At 45.0% G+C, this 20,012-nt stretch carries 24 protein-coding genes; 8 read left to right on the top strand and 16 right to left on the bottom strand.

Going from position 1 to position 20,012, the window contains the following annotated elements:
- Window positions 1–30: 30 nt before the first annotated feature.
- Window positions 31–786 carry a FixH family protein gene (locus KNP98_RS01935; protein WP_214810608.1) on the top strand — a complete coding sequence of 252 codons (756 nt, stop codon included), beginning with the start codon at window positions 31–33 and terminating at the stop codon, window positions 784–786.
- Window positions 787–860: 74 nt separating this feature from the next.
- Here KNP98_RS01935 and ccpA read toward each other — a convergent pair whose 3' ends face one another.
- From ccpA to KNP98_RS01915, 4 genes are all read right to left on the bottom strand, one after another.
- Entirely contained in the window at window positions 861–1,871 is a 1,011-nt protein-coding gene (gene ccpA / locus KNP98_RS01930) for a catabolite control protein A (RefSeq protein ID WP_214810606.1), read from the bottom strand.
- A gap of 156 nt (window positions 1,872–2,027) precedes the next feature.
- Entirely contained in the window at window positions 2,028–3,113 is a 1,086-nt protein-coding gene (locus tag KNP98_RS01925; protein ID WP_088837633.1) for a bifunctional 3-deoxy-7-phosphoheptulonate synthase/chorismate mutase, read from the bottom strand.
- A 184-nt stretch (window positions 3,114–3,297) separates the two neighbouring features.
- The gene (locus KNP98_RS01920; RefSeq protein WP_214810605.1) at window positions 3,298–3,861 is read right to left on the bottom strand and encodes a YtxH domain-containing protein; all 564 of its coding nucleotides are present in this window, start codon (window positions 3,859–3,861) and stop codon (window positions 3,298–3,300) included.
- On the bottom strand, window positions 3,858–4,430 hold the full coding sequence (locus KNP98_RS01915; RefSeq protein WP_029331178.1) for a DUF948 domain-containing protein: 573 nt from the start codon (window positions 4,428–4,430) through the stop codon (window positions 3,858–3,860). The genes KNP98_RS01920 and KNP98_RS01915 overlap by 4 nt, the downstream gene beginning before the upstream one ends.
- 140 nt (window positions 4,431–4,570) lie before the next feature.
- Between KNP98_RS01915 and KNP98_RS01910 the strand changes: the two genes are divergently transcribed.
- Window positions 4,571–5,683: an aminopeptidase gene (locus KNP98_RS01910; RefSeq protein ID WP_214810604.1), complete on the top strand. Its 1,113-nt coding sequence runs from the start codon at window positions 4,571–4,573 to the stop codon at window positions 5,681–5,683.
- A 54-nt stretch (window positions 5,684–5,737) separates the two neighbouring features.
- Here the strand turns inward: KNP98_RS01910 and KNP98_RS01905 are convergent, their stop codons facing one another.
- The 7 genes from KNP98_RS01905 to KNP98_RS01875 all read right to left on the bottom strand — a co-directional run bounded on the left by KNP98_RS01905 (window position 5,738) and on the right by KNP98_RS01875 (window position 10,988).
- Window positions 5,738–6,178, bottom strand: a complete 441-nt coding sequence (locus KNP98_RS01905; protein WP_029331180.1) for a Dps family protein — start codon at window positions 6,176–6,178, stop codon at window positions 5,738–5,740.
- Between the two features lie 114 nt (window positions 6,179–6,292).
- The gene (locus tag KNP98_RS01900) at window positions 6,293–6,808 is read right to left on the bottom strand and encodes a DUF5698 domain-containing protein (protein WP_088837636.1); all 516 of its coding nucleotides are present in this window, start codon (window positions 6,806–6,808) and stop codon (window positions 6,293–6,295) included.
- A gap of 165 nt (window positions 6,809–6,973) precedes the next feature.
- On the bottom strand, window positions 6,974–8,269 hold the full coding sequence (gene murC, locus KNP98_RS01895; RefSeq protein ID WP_214766592.1) for a UDP-N-acetylmuramate--L-alanine ligase: 1,296 nt from the start codon (window positions 8,267–8,269) through the stop codon (window positions 6,974–6,976).
- Window positions 8,270–8,347: 78 nt separating this feature from the next.
- The gene (locus KNP98_RS01890) at window positions 8,348–9,127 is read right to left on the bottom strand and encodes a hypothetical protein (RefSeq protein WP_088837638.1); all 780 of its coding nucleotides are present in this window, start codon (window positions 9,125–9,127) and stop codon (window positions 8,348–8,350) included.
- A 37-nt stretch (window positions 9,128–9,164) separates the two neighbouring features.
- On the bottom strand, window positions 9,165–9,773 hold the full coding sequence (gene ytpR / locus KNP98_RS01885) for a YtpR family tRNA-binding protein (RefSeq protein ID WP_214810603.1): 609 nt from the start codon (window positions 9,771–9,773) through the stop codon (window positions 9,165–9,167).
- Window positions 9,774–9,826: 53 nt separating this feature from the next.
- The gene (locus KNP98_RS01880; protein WP_088837640.1) at window positions 9,827–10,624 is read right to left on the bottom strand and encodes a DUF1444 domain-containing protein; all 798 of its coding nucleotides are present in this window, start codon (window positions 10,622–10,624) and stop codon (window positions 9,827–9,829) included.
- 55 nt (window positions 10,625–10,679) lie between these two features.
- Complete coding sequence (locus tag KNP98_RS01875; RefSeq protein ID WP_029331186.1) at window positions 10,680–10,988, bottom strand: thioredoxin family protein; 309 nt, start codon at window positions 10,986–10,988, stop codon at window positions 10,680–10,682.
- A gap of 126 nt (window positions 10,989–11,114) precedes the next feature.
- Here KNP98_RS01875 and KNP98_RS01870 point away from each other — a divergent pair, with 126 nt between their 5' ends.
- Window positions 11,115–11,405, top strand: a complete 291-nt coding sequence (locus KNP98_RS01870; protein ID WP_029331187.1) for a hypothetical protein — start codon at window positions 11,115–11,117, stop codon at window positions 11,403–11,405.
- Between the two features lie 163 nt (window positions 11,406–11,568).
- Here the strand turns inward: KNP98_RS01870 and KNP98_RS01865 are convergent, their stop codons facing one another.
- Entirely contained in the window at window positions 11,569–12,582 is a 1,014-nt protein-coding gene (locus tag KNP98_RS01865; RefSeq protein ID WP_214768762.1) for a PTS sugar transporter subunit IIC, read from the bottom strand.
- 147 nt (window positions 12,583–12,729) lie between these two features.
- Window positions 12,730–13,800 carry a M42 family metallopeptidase gene (locus KNP98_RS01860; protein ID WP_088837642.1) on the bottom strand — a complete coding sequence of 357 codons (1,071 nt, stop codon included), beginning with the start codon at window positions 13,798–13,800 and terminating at the stop codon, window positions 12,730–12,732.
- Window positions 13,801–13,923: 123 nt separating this feature from the next.
- Between KNP98_RS01860 and KNP98_RS01855 the strand changes: the two genes are divergently transcribed.
- Window positions 13,924–14,226: a PepSY domain-containing protein gene (locus KNP98_RS01855; protein ID WP_029331190.1), complete on the top strand. Its 303-nt coding sequence runs from the start codon at window positions 13,924–13,926 to the stop codon at window positions 14,224–14,226.
- Window positions 14,227–14,284: 58 nt separating this feature from the next.
- Window positions 14,285–14,641, top strand: a complete 357-nt coding sequence (locus KNP98_RS01850) for a DUF1304 domain-containing protein (RefSeq protein WP_214810602.1) — start codon at window positions 14,285–14,287, stop codon at window positions 14,639–14,641.
- A 71-nt stretch (window positions 14,642–14,712) separates the two neighbouring features.
- On the opposite strand, the gene KNP98_RS01845 is transcribed toward KNP98_RS01850, so the two are convergent.
- Window positions 14,713–15,228 (bottom strand): hypothetical protein, encoded by a 516-nt coding sequence (locus tag KNP98_RS01845; RefSeq protein ID WP_029331192.1) that lies wholly within the window; start codon window positions 15,226–15,228, stop codon window positions 14,713–14,715.
- A 116-nt stretch (window positions 15,229–15,344) separates the two neighbouring features.
- Complete coding sequence (trmB, locus tag KNP98_RS01840) at window positions 15,345–15,986, bottom strand: tRNA (guanosine(46)-N7)-methyltransferase TrmB (protein WP_088837643.1); 642 nt, start codon at window positions 15,984–15,986, stop codon at window positions 15,345–15,347.
- Window positions 15,987–16,161: 175 nt separating this feature from the next.
- Here trmB and cydS point away from each other — a divergent pair, with 175 nt between their 5' ends.
- From cydS to budA, 3 genes are all read left to right on the top strand, one after another.
- Window positions 16,162–16,263, top strand: a complete 102-nt coding sequence (cydS, locus tag KNP98_RS16325; protein ID WP_371816015.1) for a cytochrome bd oxidase small subunit CydS family protein — start codon at window positions 16,162–16,164, stop codon at window positions 16,261–16,263.
- A 164-nt stretch (window positions 16,264–16,427) separates the two neighbouring features.
- A complete protein-coding gene (gene alsS / locus KNP98_RS01835) occupies window positions 16,428–18,122 on the top strand; it encodes an acetolactate synthase AlsS (RefSeq protein WP_214810601.1) in 1,695 nt (564 codons plus the stop codon).
- Between the two features lie 15 nt (window positions 18,123–18,137).
- The gene (gene budA, locus KNP98_RS01830) at window positions 18,138–18,851 is read left to right on the top strand and encodes an acetolactate decarboxylase (RefSeq protein WP_029331195.1); all 714 of its coding nucleotides are present in this window, start codon (window positions 18,138–18,140) and stop codon (window positions 18,849–18,851) included.
- A 330-nt stretch (window positions 18,852–19,181) separates the two neighbouring features.
- Here budA and KNP98_RS01825 read toward each other — a convergent pair whose 3' ends face one another.
- A complete protein-coding gene (locus KNP98_RS01825; RefSeq protein WP_214769055.1) occupies window positions 19,182–19,979 on the bottom strand; it encodes a phosphotransferase in 798 nt (265 codons plus the stop codon).
- Between the last annotated feature and the right edge of the window lie 33 nt (window positions 19,980–20,012).

Below are 20,012 nucleotides of genomic sequence, written 5' to 3'. Positions count from 1 at the left end.
CATAGTAAATGAATAATTGGGGGACTGAACATGAAGAAAATGATGGGGATGAGTGTTGCCGTACTTGCAACTGGTCTATTTCTTGCAGGATGCAACAATAGCGAAGAAAAGGCGATGGACCACGACGCGATGCAAGGTAGTGGGAAACCGGCAGTCGACGTCAAAGTAGAGGTTCCAGCAAAAACGATGGCTGATGAAAAGGTCATATTTAAAGCAACTGCTGTCGAAGATAAAAAAGCAGTCAATGTAGAAGATGTGACGTTCGAGATTTGGAAAGCAGATGAAAAAGATACTGCTCATAAAAAAATTAAAGCTTCTTTGAAAAAAACGGGTTCTTACCAAGCAGAAGCAACACTCGCTGAAGGTGAATACGAAGGACTCTATCATATCAATGATAAAAAGGGTCTACACCACATGGATAAAATTTCTTTTACTGTAATGGATCATTCGCATGAAGAAGCTTCACACGACGATGCCGATCATGATCATGCTTCGAGCGAAAATCTTGCCGTTCACTATATGGGGGCAACGAAAGTCACGGCAGGTGCGACGCTCCCTGTATCGTTTCATATCTTTGAAGATGGAAAAGTCTTAAAAGCAGACGTTCAAGTCGAAGTCATCGAAGAAGGCGTCGAAAAACATACCTACATCCCGTTGACACTGAAAGAAGACATGTACGTCGGTCAAGTCAAATTAGCACAAGCTGGTCAAACGACGGTCCGGCTTCATGTTGAAAATGATCAGTTGCATCACCATCAAGATCAACTTATTACCGTGACACCTTAAATAATTTAGAACAAAACAAAAATCGTCTTTTTTCCTAGACTCGACTAGGAAAGAGGACGATTTTTGTTTGAACATCATGAACGTGTAGAGTCCCGGTGCTCAATCCGGTGCGGTAACGTTACATCATTTGTTTCAATTTCTTCTTGATTCAAGATTTTAGTCAACAGACGCATCGAAACTGCTCCGATATCATACATCGGTTGCACGACAGTCGTCAGCTTCGGACGAATCATCGTCGCGAGACGTGTATTATCGTGTCCGATGACTTCGAAGTCTTCAGGAACACGGTGACCTGCGTCCTGTAAGGCATGAATGACACCGAGAGCCATTTCATCCGTCCCAGCGAAGATTGCACGTGGGCACTCCTCACCGAGTTCAAGCAGTTGGTTCATTGCCTTCATTCCTGAATCATACGTGTAGTTTCCTAAAACGACATTTTGTTCGTGAAACGGAAGATTGGCTTCTTCCAGGGCATTACGGTACCCGGCAAATTTCTTCTCACCGTTAATCTGTTGCTCGAGTGGACCCGTGATGAACCCGATCCGTTTATGTCCATGATCGATCAATGATTTGACGGCGTCATATGCCGCACTCTCGTAATCGATGTTGACAGCAGGAAGATCATAGTCTTGATTGAGCGTCGCTGCTAATACGATCGGCACAGGGGATGTTTTGAATTCGCGGACTAAATCTTCATGAAGGCGTCCACCCATGAAAATGATGCCATCGACTTGTTTTCCGAGCAACGTATTCAAGAGATGGATTTCTTTTTCACGATTTTGATCGGAATTACATAAAATGATGTTGTATTTGTACATCGTCGCGACATCTTCAATCCCACGCGCTAAATCGGCAAAGAAAATATTTGAGATATCCGGTACGATGACTCCGACCGTTGTCGTTTTTTTACTTGCGAGTCCACGTGCGACGGCATTTGGGCGATACCCGAGTTGATCGATTGCATCCTGGACTTTCTTGCGCGTGGATGGCTTGACGTTCGGATTTCCGTTAACTACCCGGGAGACAGTCGCCATCGAAACAGCGGCTTCGCGTGCTACATCATAAATTGTAATATTACTGTTCAAAGCAAATTCCTCCTTATTTAAACAATCATTTCGTTTTCATTCTCATTTTCATTTTTAGACAACACGAAAGGAAGACAGGAAAAGATATCTTTCTTTTCCCATTCTTCCTTCATTGTAAAACGTTTTCATTCGCTATAGGTTACCCTTTTTACAAAATCATTGAACGTTTAGTGCCGGAAAAGTTGACGTTAAGTTTTCGACGAACGCATCGAATTCTTTAAAATCAAGTTGTTGGTTCGCATCAGACAGTGCCAATGCAGGGAATGGATGCACTTCGACCATGACGGCATCCGCCCCAACAGCATATGCAGCTTTCGCCGTCGGTAAAAGAATATCTTTTCGTCCTGTCGAGTGTGTGACATCGACCATGACAGGAAGATGCGTTTCTTGCTTCAGGATAGGAACGGCAGAAATATCAAGTGTATTCCGTGTCGCGCGTTCGTAAGTACGAATACCGCGCTCGCATAGGATGACTTGATCGTTCCCGCTCGCCATGATGTATTCAGCTGCGTACATGAATTCTTCGAGTGTTGCTGAAAGACCACGTTTTAAAAGAACGGGTTTGTTCGTACGCCCAACTTCCTTTAACAAATCGAAGTTTTGCATGTTACGTGCACCGACTTGAATGATATCAACATATGGTAAAGCAGATTCAACGGCACTCGGTGTCATAATTTCGGTAATGACATGTAAGTTATGCGCATCTGCTGCTTTTTTTAACATCTTCAATCCTTCTAAACCGAGCCCTTGGAAATCGTAAGGCGATGTCCGTGGTTTGTATGCCCCGCCACGCATGAAGCGAACACCATGCTTTGCAAGCTGTGCGGCTACTTCAAAAACTTGTTCCTCACTTTCAACGGCACAAGGTCCAGCAATCAGTTGTTGAGATCCGTCACCGATGACATCATCTCCAACACGGATAATCGTATTCGTTGGTTTTTGTTTACGTGACACGAGCAATTTACGTGTCCGGTCTTCCCCTTGTAGTTCAAGTGACGCTTTAAAAATCTCTTTGAACATATGCTGAAGGCGCCCATTTTCAAAAGGACCATGGTTATTTTCGGCTATCGACTCAAGCATCTGACGTTCACGTACCGGGTCGTAACGGTCAAGCCCTTGCGCACGTTTTACTTTACCGATTTCGACGGCGATTTCGCCCCGCTTGTTGATTAATTCTAGTAAATCAGCGTTTACTAAATCAAGTTCATCGCGTAAACGCTTTAGTTCTGCTTGTTGATCCATCTGTCTACCACTCCCTAATCAGCATATAGCTCGTAATAGCAACTAATTATAGCCGACTTCATGCCGATTGTACATGATAGAACTACTCGAACCCATTCTTTTTTTTGATGTGCTCTTATCAAATCAAATTATACAAAAAAATAAAACGTATTAGCTACTAAAAGCAGCTAATACGTTCAGTAAATTACTTCTTCGGCTTTTTCTCGTTTGCCATGTCTGCTTGCGGATCGTTTTCCTCAGCCTCATCTTCTTGATCTTCTTCTAAATCTTCACGCAGTTCTGAAAGATCAGCGACAGTCTCTGTATCGAGTTGTTCCGCAACAGCTGCACCGTTCACTTCCTCACCGATTTCACGTTCGATGTCTCGTACGAGTTGTTCTGCTTCTGCGAGTGCTGCGTCAATGCTTGCCTGATCTTTTTCAAAACCAGCGTATTGTGCCGCTTCTTGAACAGTTGAATTTTTTTTCGCTTTTTCGATGACCGGTGCTGCTTTATCTTTTGCCAGTTGAATCCATTCGCCGACGAGCGGCTCCGCTTTTTCACGGACCACTTGCGTCTGTTCATTCAAGCGTTGACGTGCAGGAGCTGTACGCTCATCGAGCATGCCACGCATCTCGCTTCCTGACTTCGGACTTGAAAGTAACGCAGCGGCTGCACCAATCAATCCTCCAACGATGATACCTGCTAAGAAGCCGCCACCTTTTGAAGTATTTTGGTCCTGGGCTTGGTATGGGTGTTGTTTTGTCATGATTTACGATCTCCCTTCAATTCATCTGGAATACTTTCAACATCCGGCACTGACACGACTTCCGGTGTCACCGGTGTATCTGCCTGTTTACGGAAACGGCGGCGTTGTTTTTTCTCCACCGTTGTCGTAGCCGTACTAGAAGATGAAACAGGTTGACCTGATTCCGGTTTATTCTTTTTAAAGAGTTCAACAGCGACTGAACCCCAACGAACCGCTTGAGCAATCTGTTCTTTGTTCGTATCTGCTGCCCCTGCTACTGTATCAGAAACAGTTCGAACAGAATCCGTCACTTTGTTTAGCGATGTGCCTAACTCTTCAATCGAATTCGCAACCGGCGCAAGGAGCTCTGTTTTTTCTTCGATTGTATCGACAAGACGATTCGTTTTATGTAGCAACGCCGTCGTCTCCATCATAATTCCGTCCAGCTGGCGTTCAAGCCCTGCTGTCGTGTCTGCGACATTATTTAGTGTCTTGCTTGCTGCACCAAGTACGCGCGCAAGGAAGATAACGAGCACTACGAATGCGATCGCAGCGACTAGTCCGGCGATACCGCCTAATGTGATTTCCATGATTCATGCCTCCAATTTCTTTTGCTAGTGTCTTGTTGGTAGTTCGACGTATCTCGAGTCGTTCCTGCTACTCCAATTGGTTTATTTCCGTTACAATGATAGATGAAACCTACATACGCAAATTAGAGGGGGAACTATTCATGCGCGATCCACGTCTTACACAACTTGCAACGAACTTAATTAATTATTCTGTTGCACTCGCTCCTGGTGAAAAAGTTTTAATTGAAAATTTCGGAATTGAGCGCGAATTAGTCGAAGCACTCGTTGATGCTGCCTATGAAGCAGGCGGACTTCCATTCGTCCTGTTGAAAGATAATCGTATTCTACGAAAATTATACCGAAATGCATCAGAAGAGCAACTTCAATTGATGGCTGACATCGAGCAAAAGCAGATGCAAGCGATGGACGCTTATATCGGCTTACGTGCCGGGGATAACATCAATGAATTATCTGACGTGCCATCGGACAAAATGAAGTTATACGGACAAACATTAGGGAAAATGCATACCCAAGATCGTGTTAAAGGAACGAAATGGGTCGTCCTCCGTTTCCCGACAGCTTCGATGGCTCAACTTGCCAACCAATCGACAGAAGCGTTTGAAGACTTCTACTTTGATGTCTGTACGCTGGATTACGAGAAAATGGGCAAGGCGATGGAACCACTCGTCGAGCTGATGAACAAGACCGATCGTGTCCGCCTCGTCGGGGACGGGACAGATTTAACGTTCTCGATTAAAGACATCGCCGCAATCAAGTGTGCCGGTAATGCCAACATTCCGGACGGTGAAGTCTTTACGGCCCCTGTCAAAGATTCCGTCAACGGCGTCATTTCCTATAATACACCGTCACCTTATCAAGGATTTACGTTCGAAAACGTAAAATTGACGTTCGAAAACGGAAAAATTGTTGAAGCAACGGCGAACGATACGGAGCGCATCAATCAAGTGTTTGATACAGATGCCGGCGCCCGTTTCGTCGGTGAGTTTGCGATTGGTGTCAATCCATTCATCCAACATCCGATGAAAGATATTTTATTTGACGAAAAAATTGATGGCAGTTTCCACTTTACGCCGGGTCAAGCTTACGCTGAAGCCTATAACGGAAACGATTCTTCGGTCCATTGGGACTTGGTCAACATTCAACGCCCGGATTATGGCGGCGGTGAAATTTGGTTTGACAATGTCTTGATTCGTAAAGATGGACGATTCGTCCTTCCTGAACTCGACGTCTTGAACCCGGAAAATCTAAAATAAGTAGAAAACGGATGGCCGAATCCTCTAAGGATGCAGTCATCCGTTTTTGTTCACTTATTTTTTTAATGTCGCACGCAACATCCAAATTTGTTTTTCGATTTCTTTTGCTTGAGCCAGTAAATCATCTTCGACCGTCACGTCTTGCGCCTCTAAATGTTCAATCGCTTCAAGCATTTCTTTACGTACTTGTTGGAAGTCGCTGATGACGGATTCAACCATCTGATCGGCAGATAAGCCAGATTTTGCTTCTTCAAGCGTCGTCTGCTCCAAATATTCTTTCATTGTCGCTGAAGGATTTCCATTGTTCATCAACAGTCGTTCTGCGACAACATCATATTGCTCAGATACCCACGTGTACAATTCCTCTAGTTTAACGTGTAACGTCAAAAATTCTGGTCCTTTAATGTACCAATGATAATTATGGAGTTTTACGAATAAAACACCATAGTTTGCAACTTGTTGGTTTAGTGCTGTTTTTGCGTGATTACTAATCATCTTCGATTACCCCTCTCACGAATTGTAATTTGTTCTATATCATCTTTATCCTTAAATAACATAGAGTAAACATCTTTTTGTGGAGAATCCCGTGATGTTCTTCAAAAGTTTTCATTACTTTTGACGTTTTAACCCCTTCAGCATGTATCCCCCTTTGAAGTCGACCGAATCGAAAGCAACGAGGAATGCTTTTGGCTCATATTCTTCGACTAAACCACGCAATACTTTCATCCGCGTCCGTGCAGCAAGTACATCGAGCCGGTACCGGACACCGTCTCGTCCTTGTCCTTGGTAATGGGTGACACCAAATCCGTTATCGCGGATGACTTGAATCAGTTCAGCCGGAAATTCTTGTGTATGGACTTGAATCATATTGTAGCCAATCGCAAGTTTTCTTTCGACGAAGCCACCAATTAAAATACCGAGTCCGAATCCGAGTGCGTAGACGACCATTCCGAGCGTCGTCAAGTCACGGAACACGACGCCTAAAGCAAAGATATAGATTAACGTTTCGACCGTCCCGAAGACACCAGCGATGACAGTCCGCCCTTTGACGAGCATGATTGTCCGGAGTGTCAGGACAGGCACGTAAATGAGCTGCAATAATAAAATCAAGAAAATTTGTCCCATGTGATTGATTCCTTCCTAAATTAACATACCCCCACTATTCCAAAATTCAATTCAAGATGCAATAAAAAAATGGTTCGGCGTACGTCATCTTTTCTTAACTTCACGAAACCGACAAAAAAGGCATGGATGCCTGAATGCACCCATGCCTTTTACTGATGAAACATTTTATTTTGTTCCTTCATACTGCTGTTGGTACGTTTGGATATCCCCCGCACCCATGAACAATAGAACAGCATTGTCATGTTTACTTAAAATCGAAACATTATCTCGCGTCAAGATGTCAGAATTCGGAATCTTCTCTTGGAGATCCTCAATCCGAACTTGCCCTTCTTGCTCTCGCGCCGATCCGAAAATCTCACAGAGATACGTAGCGTCCGCTTCCCGAAGCGATGTCGCAAAATCATCCATGAATGACTTTAGGCGTGTGTACGTATGCGGTTGGAAAATCGCGATGACTTCCCGGTCCGGATATTTCTTACGTGCCGATTCAATCGTCGCACTAATTTCTTTCGGATGGTGTGCATAATCATCGACTAAAATCTGTGATCCGAAATCTGATTCACTAAAGCGACGTTTGACTCCTCCGAATGAAGCGAGACGTTCCGCGACATCCTCTTTGTTCAACCCTTCATACTGACAGATTGCGATGACCGATAAAGCATTCAAGACATGATGTTGACCGAATCCCGGAATCAGGAACGTGCCATAAAAATCATCCCGTAAATAGACATCGAATGATGTGCCGTCTGGTGTTGATGCGACATTTTCAGCGCGGAAATCATTGTTCTGTCCAAAACCATAGTAGAGGACAGGCACATTCGCTTGAATGTTTTGAAGATGCTCGTCGTCCCCACAAGCAACGATCGCTTGCTTGACTTGCATCGCCATTTCTTGGAACGCCGAAACGACGTCATCAATGCCTGTAAAATAATCCGAGTGATCAAAATCGATGTTCGTCATGATTGCATAATCTGGCTTGTAGTATAAAAAGTGACGTTTGTATTCACATGCTTCAAACACAAATGCTTTTGCCTCTTCGACACCTGCACCTGTACCGTCACCAATCAGAAATGCGGTTGGCGTGATTCCGCTTAAGACATGTGACAACAGACCTGTCGTCGATGTTTTACCGTGTGACCCTGTGATTGCGACTGAACGATATTCGTCTGCTAGGTGACCTAAAAAATCGTAGTAATGATAAATTGTTAAACCAAGTTCATTTGCCCGCGCGATTTCTGGATGTTCATCACCAAACGCATTTCCTTGAATGATGATTTGATCTTCTTTGATGTTGTCGGCGTTGAACGGGAAAAACGGAATACCTTTCGCCCGTAAAGCGTCCTCAGTAAAGATGTGTTTTTCGATATCAGAACCTTGTACTTGATGGTTCATCTCATGTAATACTTGGGCAAGTGCACTCATTCCAGTCCCTTTAATCCCAACAAAATGATACTTTGTCATATAAAAGCCCTCCAATTCACGTTCCGGTTCGTACCATCGGGCTTGGGTACAAAACCTGTACCATTATAGCAAACCGACTTATTTTTTACCATGTAAATTATTTTGTTCACGTCGTGCACGATACATCGCCATTAAGTCTTTAGTTGTCATCACAACGTTGACAGGCGGTCCAACAGGTTTCTTGACTGCACTTGACTGTACTTGTGTTTTTTCTTCAGCGCGCTTTTCCGTGAAGACATGTTGTTCTTGCACGGTTTCCGTCTCAAGGACATGTTCGACGGTGTTTTCCGAAGAAATCTCATCTCCGTTTTCGACGGGAGGTTGTTCCGTGTCTTCACTTAAAGATGTCACTTCTAATGATTCATCTTGTTGTTTTAGTTCAGTAACCGGTTCTTCTTCAACTGGCTCTTGTTCCGTTAGAGCTGAATCAAAAGATTCTACAGCAAATGCTTCAGTTGATGACTCGATTGATGGGTCAGGGTTGAGTAGTTCAGAATCCGTCACTGGAACAAGACCTGCGTCTACTTCGGTTAAGTCCGTCTGTTCCATCGTCTCGATCCCTGACGCTTCAATTGTTTCATCTGTCATGTTCTCAAGCGCCTCATCGGTTTTTCCCTCTTCTGATTCACTTGAAACGTCCATTTCCGATTCAATCGAAGTTACATCTTCTTGGATCGACCGTTGCTTTTTAGGCCGTTGGAATCCGTAAATAGGCGATGGAACATCCGTCAACACGAAGCGATCTTCTCGCTCTTCTTTTTTCGGTCGTTCGACTGGAGTCGTCTCTTTTTCGCCCGCTAATTCCCGTCGAATCCGTGCCGCTTGTTCCTTCAATGACTGTTCGTAACGATTGCTCATTCCTTCACCCCTCCATCTTGTTAAAAAATCGGCCGAATCAACGGCCGATTAAGAATGCCTCTCCAGTATGTGCTGAATCCTCTAATACAAGAATTCCTTTTTCTTGTGGTGCGTCTGGTAATGCGAGTTCACGGGCAGAACACAGCATCCCGCTTGACGGTATACCTCGAAGTGCAGAAGGTCGAATGATTAAACCGGATGGCATGACCGCTCCTGGTTTAGCAACGACAACTTTTTGTCCTTCTGCGACGTTCGGCGCGCCACAAACAATTTGAAGTGTGTCTCCGTCCACCTCGACTTGGCAAATCGATAGTTTATCCGCATCCGGATGTTTTTTACAAGAGCTAACGTATCCAACAACGAATTTTGGTGAGTAATCGATGTCATCGATTACAAACGTTACGCCGTTGTCCGCTAAAACGCTTTGAATTTTTTTGACGAGTTCGGGTGTCAGTTCAACTGGTCCGACTGCATTCAATTCAAATTGCTGTGACGCTTCAAAAATATTGTATCCAATCACGCGCTCATGATGGAAAATCGTCGCGACAGCACCTGCACGTTCAGCCGTAACTTCCGCTCGTGGTGCATCTGATAAGATGACCATCAAGACGTCTCCGACACCTTCTTTATTATAAAACACATTCATTCAATCCATGACTCCCTTCAGACTTTCTCACAATGCTTATTGTATCAGATTATTCAAGGTTTCGGATGCTTGTTTTTCGCAAGGACGAAGACCGGTTCAAGATTTCCGTCTTCATATAGGAATGGGAGTGCCGTAACCGGTACACGTCCATTTGTGAAGAAGTCAAACATTAGCTGTTGCAAGACATCATAGCCCGCGTCATTTCGGATATCCGCAAAAATTAAGACGTCCTGATGAGGAATCCCAATCGAAAATTCGCCTGTCACTTTGTCTGCATAATCTGCTAACAATTGTTTGTTGAGGACGCGGCTAGCCTCATAGCCATCTCCTGTACTCAAGAAATAAAAGACATTTCCTGCGACTTCATCGACCTTGAATGGTGCTTCGAGCGACTTCAAGTTGAAGCGTGCTGCTTCAGACAAGTGTTCAGTCGTCCACCCCGCCTGTTCAACTAAATCTTCATCAATTAGGCGATAGGTCGCTCCTAAGTCAAGAGCGTACATGATTTTTGTTTCACCCGTATGTGGCGTACTGATGATTCGCTTGCCATCTTTCGTTTCGTCAGCGAACGACTTCGCTCGAATGACTGGTAATACTTTTTGTTCATTTCCGACTAATGAGACAGGCTCCGTTTGTTCTAGAACCGCTTTGATGTACTCAATCGTCTCTTCAACAGCAATGACACCTCGCCGCTTTGCCTTTGCGACGAGCGGGTTTAATCCAAGGTCAACGCCCGTCCGGTCTTGTTTTCGTTCAATCCGAAGGACCGATTTTTCACGATCAAAGTACGTCGTATAACGTTCTTCTTCAAATGCTTCCGTCACCATACGGCGAATTTGTTGCAGTTCCATGGGTCATTTCCATCCTTTCTTAATGAAAAAAAGCGAGACAGCGCTCGCTTTCGTGTCAGACTGTTTCTAAAAATTCGGTCACTTGTTCAGGTGTTTTACGTTCTTTTCCGACGTAACGTCCTGTTTCTTCGTTTCCACGATAGGCAACGAAACTCGGAATGCCGAAGATGTCCATTTCCTGGGCAATTTCCATATGTTCATCACGGTCGACGTAATAAAATTCAAACTCACTGAATTTACTTTCGATTTCTGGCATGAACGGATCGAGAAAGCGGCAGTCCGGGCACCAGTTTGCTGAAAAGAGAAAAACAGCATTTCCTTGCTTCGCTGTTTCAAATAGTTGTTGAGAATCAAGTTTTTTCATGGTAGTTCCTCCTTTGATTACTTCTTAATTTCATTGGGTACATCATAGCATATTCGAATGTTTCTGTGCGTTTTCACGCTCTGTTTGCTATACTTCAACTAGAAAACGCCTTGAAAGGAAATCACTATGACGGACCAACCTATTAAACATCCATTCGAACGTTTCGTCGGCTTCGTTGGAATGACGAGTTGCCTTCGCTACGGTTACTCTTTTATCGATTCTGAACGAGGATTACCTGAGATTTTAGCATTCTTAGTTATCGGGTTTGCGATTATCCTTGTCCTTGAAGCACTCGGGAAACGTGTCGCCCGAAAGTTACCAGTCGTCCGGATGCGTTACTTGACCCCCCTCTATTTAATTTATCTCTACGTATTTCTGACGAGTTTCTACTCGAGTTCGTTCGGTTTTTCTTTATAATGACAAAAGGGACTGACTTAAAAGTGTGAACGACTTTTAATTAATTAGAAGTGGCCGAAGATCCCGTGAAAAGTGGGATCATCGGCCATTTGATCGATGAAGGACGGAAACGTCCGCCACAAGGATTATTTTTTTTGACTTATGAGTCAGCCCTTTTTTAGATTCAATAGTCGATTTTTAAATCGCCATCCTTAATACGTCCATACCGGTACAATACCCGGTAAATTAGATAACTGATGATTGCCGGAGCGACGAAACATAGGATGCCGACAGCAAGATAATATTCTGTCGTGAAGCCCATTGTCTTCAGTACCATCAATGGACCAACTAATCCGCTCGTCCCCATTCCAGAACCCGCCGGATTACTCTCGAGACTGAACAAGACTGTCGCGAATGGTGCCAACAACGCACCGGCAAGCGTTGGGGGAATAATCGTCCACGGATTACGGATGATATTTCCGACTTGAAGCATCGATGTCCCGACCCCTTGTGCAATCAATCCACCAATCCCGTTATCACGATAACTGATGACACCAAATCCAATCATTTGGGCTGCACAACCGATCGTCGCTGCCCCTGCGGCTAATCCATCCAGTCCTAACATGATGCCTAAAGCAGCACTTGAAATGGGCGCTGTCAACGCGAGTCCCATGACCGTCGCAACAAAAATCCCCATCAGCAGCGGTTCGCGTTCCGTTCCCCAGCGAATGACTTCCCCGAGATCCGTCATCAACGTTCCAATCCAAGAACCGATATACTTCCCACTTAAAAAGCCGATCACTAACGTAAGTAAAGGTGTCACGATAATATCGAGACGCGTCGTTTTTGAAAACAGTTTTCCGGACTCCGTCGCAATCAACGCCGCGATATAGCTCCCGGCAGGTCCGCCTGCTTCATAACCGAACGCTCCGACAACGACTGCTGAAAATAAAATCAACGGCGGTGCCTCTAAAGCGAACGCGACAGCAACACCAATCGCTGGTCCTGTCAACGCAATCGCTTGATCCCCAATCGTGACGAGAATCGATGCATCGACTCCACGTGTCACCAACCCGTCGCCAATCGTTTTCAGAATCAATCCCATAATCAACGAGCTAAATAAACCGAGCGCCATATAACTGAGCACTGTAATGAAATAAATCCGAGGGCTTAATGATATTCCTTTATCTTTTAACAAGTCGCCACGTCCTTTTCGTCAAATCAACGTTATTATAACAAATTTCCCATAAAAGAAAACACAAATGTTATTTCACCTGACAAGACATGTGTTTCGCGAAAAAGAAGGTGAATTTGTCCATAGAGACAAATCCACCTTCCGGATTGCTTACTTCACTTGTAGTGTCGCGAGCGTTGTCGCATCCAATTGCGTGACGAGTTTTTTCAACAACTCTTTCGCCGCATCGTAGTCATCCGTATGCATGATTGAAGCATGCGTATGGATATAGCGAGCCGGTAAGCCAACGACCGTCGTCGGAATCCCATTGTTCGAACGATGAATGACACCGCCATCCGTCCCGCCCGCTCCAACATAATACTGATACGGAATCTGATTCGATTCTGCCGTATCAAGTACATAATCCGTCATTTCCTTCGATAGAATCATGACGCTATCCTTGATGCGTAACAAAGGACCTTGACCAAGTTGACCAAACTCCGTTTTATCGCCTGAAGCATCGTTCGCTGGTGAAGCGTCGACAACAAATGCGACATCCGGATCAATCATGTTCGTCGCCGTCTGTGCTCCGCGTAATCCTACTTCTTCTTGGACAGTTGCACCAGAGAATAAGACATTCGGATGATCGGCTGCCTTCGTCTCTTCAAGCAACTCAATCGCCATACCGACCCCGTACCGATTGTCCCAGGCTTTCGCCATGATTTTTTTCGGATTCGCCATCGGTGTGAACGGGAAGAATGGAACAGCCGGAATTCCTGGTCGGACGCCAAACGATTCCGCTTCTTCTTTTGAGTCCGCCCCGATATCGATAAACATGTCTTTGATCGCCATTGGTTTATTCCGCACTTCCTCTGTTAAGAGATGTGGCGGTGTCGATGCGATGATTCCCGGAATGATTCCATGATCGCCGCAAATCGAAAAGCGTTGTGCAAGTAGAACTTGACTCCACCAACCACCGAGCGGCTGAATCCGAAGCATCCCGTTCTTCGTGATTTGTGTGACCATGAAGGCAACTTCGTCCATGTGACCTGCGACCATCACTTTCGGACCATCGGCCTGACCCGTCCGTTTACCGAAAATCGATCCGATACCATCTGTAACGATTTCATCCGTCACCGGTGTAATCCGCTCTCGGACGAACTGTCTGACTTCATGCTCAAACCCTGGAGCCCCGTTCAATTCCGTCAATGTTTTAAATAGATCTTTTGTCTTTTCATTCACTATGTATCGCCTCCTATTTTTCTATTATACAAAAAAATGCTTCAATCACTTAAGCTTTTGTTTCTATCTTGACGAATTATTTGGTACAGTAGGTATAGAAACCTGTAAGGAGGGGAAATTTTAATGAAAAAACGCTATTGGATTATCGGTTTGGCAGCAGCTGTCGTTGCAACTTTCGCAGTTAAGAAGGCTGTCGACAACAAACAACTATCTGCCGAGGAAGCTCTCGAAATCACGAAACGCACATTTTCAGCAAAAGGACGTGTCCAAGGTGCATGGATCTCTGCAACACCAGAGGCGTACGCATATGAGTCACGTGACTACCAAAGCTACAAAGGTGGCATCTCGGTCCTTGAAGGTGACGATGAAAAAACGTATCAATTCACAGTTGATGCAGAAACAGGCGCTTTACTCGAATACGCATAATATCGGGACCATACTTCGTCAGTCGAAGTATGGTCTTTTTTTTAAGGAGCGAACTTTCATGAACCCACTCGGAACGATTCTTGTTTTACTTGTTGCCCTTGAACATTTCTATATTTTAGCTCTTGAAATGTTTTTCTTATCTTCAAAACCAGCGCTTCGTACGTTTGGACTGACGAAGGAAATCGCAGCAGATCCACGCATCAAAACATTGTTTGCCAATCAAGGATTATACAATGGTTTTCTTGCTGCCGGATTGATTTTCGGTCTTGTCCTTGATTCATCTGTCATTCAACTGTTTTTCTTAAGTTGTGTCATCATCGCCGCCCTGTACGGTGCAGCGACAGCAAATGTCTCGATTCTCTACAAACAAGGACTGCCTGCCATTTTGGCATTTCTCGTCGTATTATTTTTTTAGTTCAAAAAAACACCCACCTCTTCGGAATCTTACTTCCTCTTAGGCGGGTGTTTCGTTTTGTCCGACAACGATTAACGTGGGTTATCGTTACGTTCGTAGATCGGGTTCATGTATTCACTTGTCGAATAAAGACGTGGTACGACGACATAAAGTACAATTGCTGGTACGGCAATCAACAAGATCATCAATAACATCGGTAACCAGTAGACTACTTTCTGCTGTAAGTTGTTCGAGTTTTTGTCGATGTATTCTTTGACGCCATCTACTTTCGCAGCATCTGCGTTCGTCAACATCTCTTTACTCTCCGTGTTATAGAAGTGGATTTCACGTTTGATTGTGATAAAGATGCCATCACGGACTGTCTCGATGACAGCGATTCCGCCGATGATTTCTTCACCTTTTTCACCAGTGAATGTTTTCGGGTCCTCGATTTCTACAGAACCTTTTTTATAATCGTAATGCGAACTCTTTAATTCCTCGTCGAGAGCCTTTTCCATTGCTGACGTATCAATCGCAGCGAATACCGATTGACCGATACTCAGCGCGAGAAAGAGTGCTGTTACGAAGGCTAAGCTTTTTTGCCACATCCCCAAATTCCCCCTTTACCTGTAAGTACAAGTTCTTCAGTCAACAACATTGTACCAATTAATAAGAAAAAAGTGTGAAAGAAATACCAGGAAAATAAGAAAACTTTTTGTCTAAATCATTTTCCGTACGTTGCTTCCATCCGATAAATCGGTTGACCAAGTGCTGAAAAACGTTCTTCGTACTCCGTTCTGACGTTATCTTCCGGCTCATTAACGTGTAAATCAAGCGACATCCAGTCGAATGTCATACCGTAAGCTGACATCGTCATCAGGCTCGATTCAAATAGTTTACGGTTATCCGTCTTAAAGTGAATCTGACCTTGCTCCGGCAAAATGTCTTCGTACGTCGCGAGGAACGTCTTATATGTGAGACGTCGTTTCGCATGACGCGACTTCGGCCAAGGATCAGAGAAGTTTAAGTAGACACGAGTGACTTCTCCCTTTTCAAAGAAGTCACGTAAGTCTTTTGCATCGACCGTCAAGACACGGACGTTAGGTAGTGGCTCTTCGACCAATTTTTGAACGATTGCAACCGCAACACTTTCAAATAATTCAATCGCGATGAAGTTGATATCCGGGTGTTGCTTTGCCATACCCGTGATGAATGCCCCTTTTCCGGAACCTACCTCAATGTATAGTGGATGTTCATTTTTAAATTCTTCTGACCAGTTTCCTTTTAAGGTCGCCGGGTCCGCGATATAGATCGATGCCTGTTCTTTCATATAATCCAGCGCCCAAGGCTTGTGGCGTAAACGCATATTGTTCATCCTTTCAATTCTTAAATTATCCGCAGATAAGTTTATCATGATTCGGGTAATTATATAAGATGTTATTCGTTTAGCAGAGTCGAATGTTCAGCAGATCGTCACTTGAGAATTACTGAGCAATCTACTACACTTACTATACGGACTATCCCTAAAGGAGGTTTTGACATTGGAAAATTTCTTAATCATGTGGGCATCACCGATCGTTCTCGTCATGGGCGTGACTGCTCTTTTCGTTTGGGCGACATTCGGTAAAGTTGACGCTAAATAATCGCGATTCAGTAGGCATCTTGTGTTCTGTCACAAGATGCCTTTTTTACTTTCTAAAGGATTATGGTTGGTTTCTGACTAAAACAGATGTATAATTTCGATGAAACAGTTTTTATATTACAGCTATCAATCGACAAAATACGTTGATAACGAAGGAGAATTGTAATGAACAAAAACGAAAACAGCGAAAATGAAAATTTAGTACAGAAAAAAACAGGAGCTGATTTGGTCGTTGATACGTTAATCGAGCAAGGGGTCGAATACATCTTCGGAATTCCCGGAGCAAAAATCGATTCTGTTTTCAACGTCTTACAAGATCGTGGTCCTGAATTAATCGTCGCACGTCACGAACAAAATGCCGCTTTCATGGCCCAAGCAATCGGACGTTTGACGGATAAACCAGGGGTCGTCCTCGTTACGTCTGGTCCGGGCGCATCAAATCTCGCAACAGGTCTCGTGACAGCTAACTCGGAAGGCGATCCGGTCGTCGCGATTGCCGGTGCCGTCTCACGTGCCGATCGACTCAAACGGACGCATCAATCGATGGACAACCAAGCACTCTTTACGCCAATCACGAACTTCAGCGCGGAAGTTCAAGATGCGGATAATATCCCAGAAGTCCTCTCGAATGCTTTCCGGACTGCCGAAACGACGTCCGGTGCTGCTTTCGTCAGTATTCCGCAAGATGTCGGTTTAAACGAATCAAACGTCACGTCCTTTAAAGCCGTACCGACACCAAAACTCGGGATTGCTCCAGAAGAATGGGTCGAAGAGACGGCCACACTGATCGAACAAGCGAAACTCCCTGTTCTCCTGCTCGGTATGCGTTCCAGTCAACCGGACGTCGTCAAAGCGATTCGCACTTTATTGAACCGTGTTTCGATTCCCGTCGTCCAAACGTTCCAAGCTGCGGGGACTTTGTCACGTGACTTAGAATCTAATTTTTATGGTCGTGTCGGTCTATTCCGCAACCAACCAGGTGACGCGTTGCTCGCTGAAGCGGATCTCGTCTTATCCATTGGTTATGACCCGATCGGCTACGATCCGAAGTTTTGGAACAAACCAACGAATGAACGGACATTAATTCATATCGACCAAATGCGGGCTGAAATTGATCACTTCTATCGTCCTGATCGCGAGCTTGTCGGTGACGTCGCGAAAACGATTGATGCGTTATCCGATCGTCTGAAGCCACTCGCCTTGTCAACAAGCACGGATACATTCTTGAACGGTCTTCAACAACGGCTCGTCGAGCGGGACGTCCCGCCGGTCGTCGAAGACTCGCTATTGACGCATCCACTTTATTTCATGAAGACATTACGCGAACAGATTGCAGATGACGTTACCGTAACGGTTGATGTCGGTTCACATTATATCTGGATGGCGCGTCACTTCCGTTCATACGAACCACGTCACCTCTTGTTCAGTAACGGGATGCAGACACTTGGTGTTGCATTACCTTGGGCTATCGCAGCGACACTCGTCCGTCCTGGTAAAAAAGCCGTCTCGATTTCAGGTGACGGCGGGTTCCTTTTCTCTGCAATGGAACTTGAGACAGCCGTCCGCTTGAATGCTCCGATCGTCCATTTCGTTTGGCGTGACAGCGGCTTTGATATGGTCGCGTTCCAACAAGAAATGAAATATAAACGGAAATCAGGCACATCATTCGGCGATGTCGATCTTGTGAAGTATGCGGAAAGTTTTGGTGCAAAAGGCTTACGCGTCAATCATCCGTCTGAACTCGTCGCTGTCATGGAAGAAGCTTGGAAAACAGAAGGACCTGTCATCATTGATGTTCCGATCGATTACAGCGATAATGCTGCGCTCGGAAAAGAAGTACACTTGGATCAATTAAACTGATAAGGAGATGAGCAGATGACGAACGATGATACGTTACTTCAAATCTCGACGATGATGGCGTTACTCGACGGCGTCTTCGAAAGCGAGGTCAGTTATGCGTCCGTTCTTGACGGGCGCGACTTCGGCATCGGAACCTTCGACCATCTCGACGGAGAAATGATTGGTTTTGATAATACCTTTTATCAATTGCGTTCTGACGGGAGCGCCCGCCCGCTCGACCCCGAAACGACGACACCGTTTTGTACGTTGACTCGATTTACTCCGACACAGTCGATTCAAATCGATCAAGAAATGACGAAACAAGACTTCGAGCATTGGCTAAGCACGCAACTCGCGACAATCAACAGCTTTTATGCCGTGCGAATCGATGGAGAGTTCACGGAAGTCAAGACACGGACGGTCGCACGCCAAGAACAACCATTCGTCCCGATCACGGAAGCCGTTGCGACACAAAGTGCACGGACGTTCGAACAGACGGAAGGGACACTTGCCGGCTACTATACACCACGCTTCGGTCACGGGATTGCCGTCGCCGGATATCATCTACACTTCATCGATCAAGCCCGCGAAGGTGGCGGGCACGTCTTCGATTACACGGTCAAGAACGTCACCGTCTCATTCGAAGAAAAACCACGCCTTGATTTACGTCTACCGACGACAGCTGCTTACCGAGAAGCAGATCTTGAAAGTCATGACATCGAACAAGAAATAAAAATAGCAGAAGGTTAATGTTCAGGCTGTAGACAAAGTTCTATCAGGAGATAAAGTGTCACGTTTCGTTGCTTTCCTCGGTCGAGGCGAGACAGGGCAACGCGAATTGTTTGCATCTCGATATAGCATGTTCACTCTTTATAAGAGTTTGTCTACAATCTGTGGTTAATTTTTTCGCTTCAACTAAAACCGCCAAAGCGCTTATTGCACTTTGGCGGTTTTTTAGTTATTTTCATTTTCTGTGACTCCTGCGGGAAACGAATGTTTTAACGGTATCACAGAAAAAAGATGGTCGATCACCCGCAAGTGATGCCCACCTTTTCTCACTGGTCCAACCGCCCCTGCCGATTACATTTCATTTTCGAGCAACTGCGCGAGAAAAACATAACTTTCTGGCGCATCCGGATGTTGTGCATCTTCATACCAGTAAATCGACAAAATCGCTTGCGCCACCACGTACCAATGCATGCGCTGTTTTAATTCAAGGGTCAACGGATGACCGTAACTCGCAAACCATTCCGGCCAGTATTCCTCGTCAACATAACTATAGAGCATCATCCCTAAATCATAGGCACGATCGGCGATGATCGCATCATCCCAATCATTTAGATAGAGATGACCATCCGCCCCCGTCAACCAATTGTTGTGATTTAAATCTGAATGACAAACGACTTGCTCATCCGTTCGGACAAGCGCTAAATGCGTCTCTAAATAACCAATCGCCTGTTCAATCAAGTTTGCTTCACGTAGCTCTGCCGGTTGAAAATAGAGCCGGCATTGACGCAATAGCTCGTCTGGTTCAATCGGTCGTTGATCAAGTTGTTGTAACATGAACAACAACTCTTTTGAATCATGTATTTTCCCTAGTAATCGGGCCACCTCTGGACGCTCCATCATTTCCGGTTCGAGCTCGTTTCCTTCAATGAATTGTTGCGCACTGATGACATCCCCACTGTAAATTCGTTTAGTCCAAAGCAACTTCGGAACGATTCCATCCGCCGATAAAATGGCTAAGAACGGAGAAGAGTTCCGCTTCAAAAATAATTTTGACTGTCCAGTCGAAGCGACGTACGCTTCACCTGTAATGCCGCCTGCTGGCGTAAGCGTCCAGCCTTCGCCAAGCGCATCTAAAATATCTAATTCCATCATAATCCGCTCAACTTTTTAATAGATTTGCCA

It is taken from the genome of Exiguobacterium sp. s127 (assembly GCF_018618695.1).
Lineage (GTDB): Bacteria > Bacillota > Bacilli > Exiguobacteriales > Exiguobacteriaceae > Exiguobacterium_A > Exiguobacterium_A oxidotolerans.
Note: the sequence above shows the minus strand (reverse complement) of the source record. Positions and strands in the feature narration are given on the sequence as shown.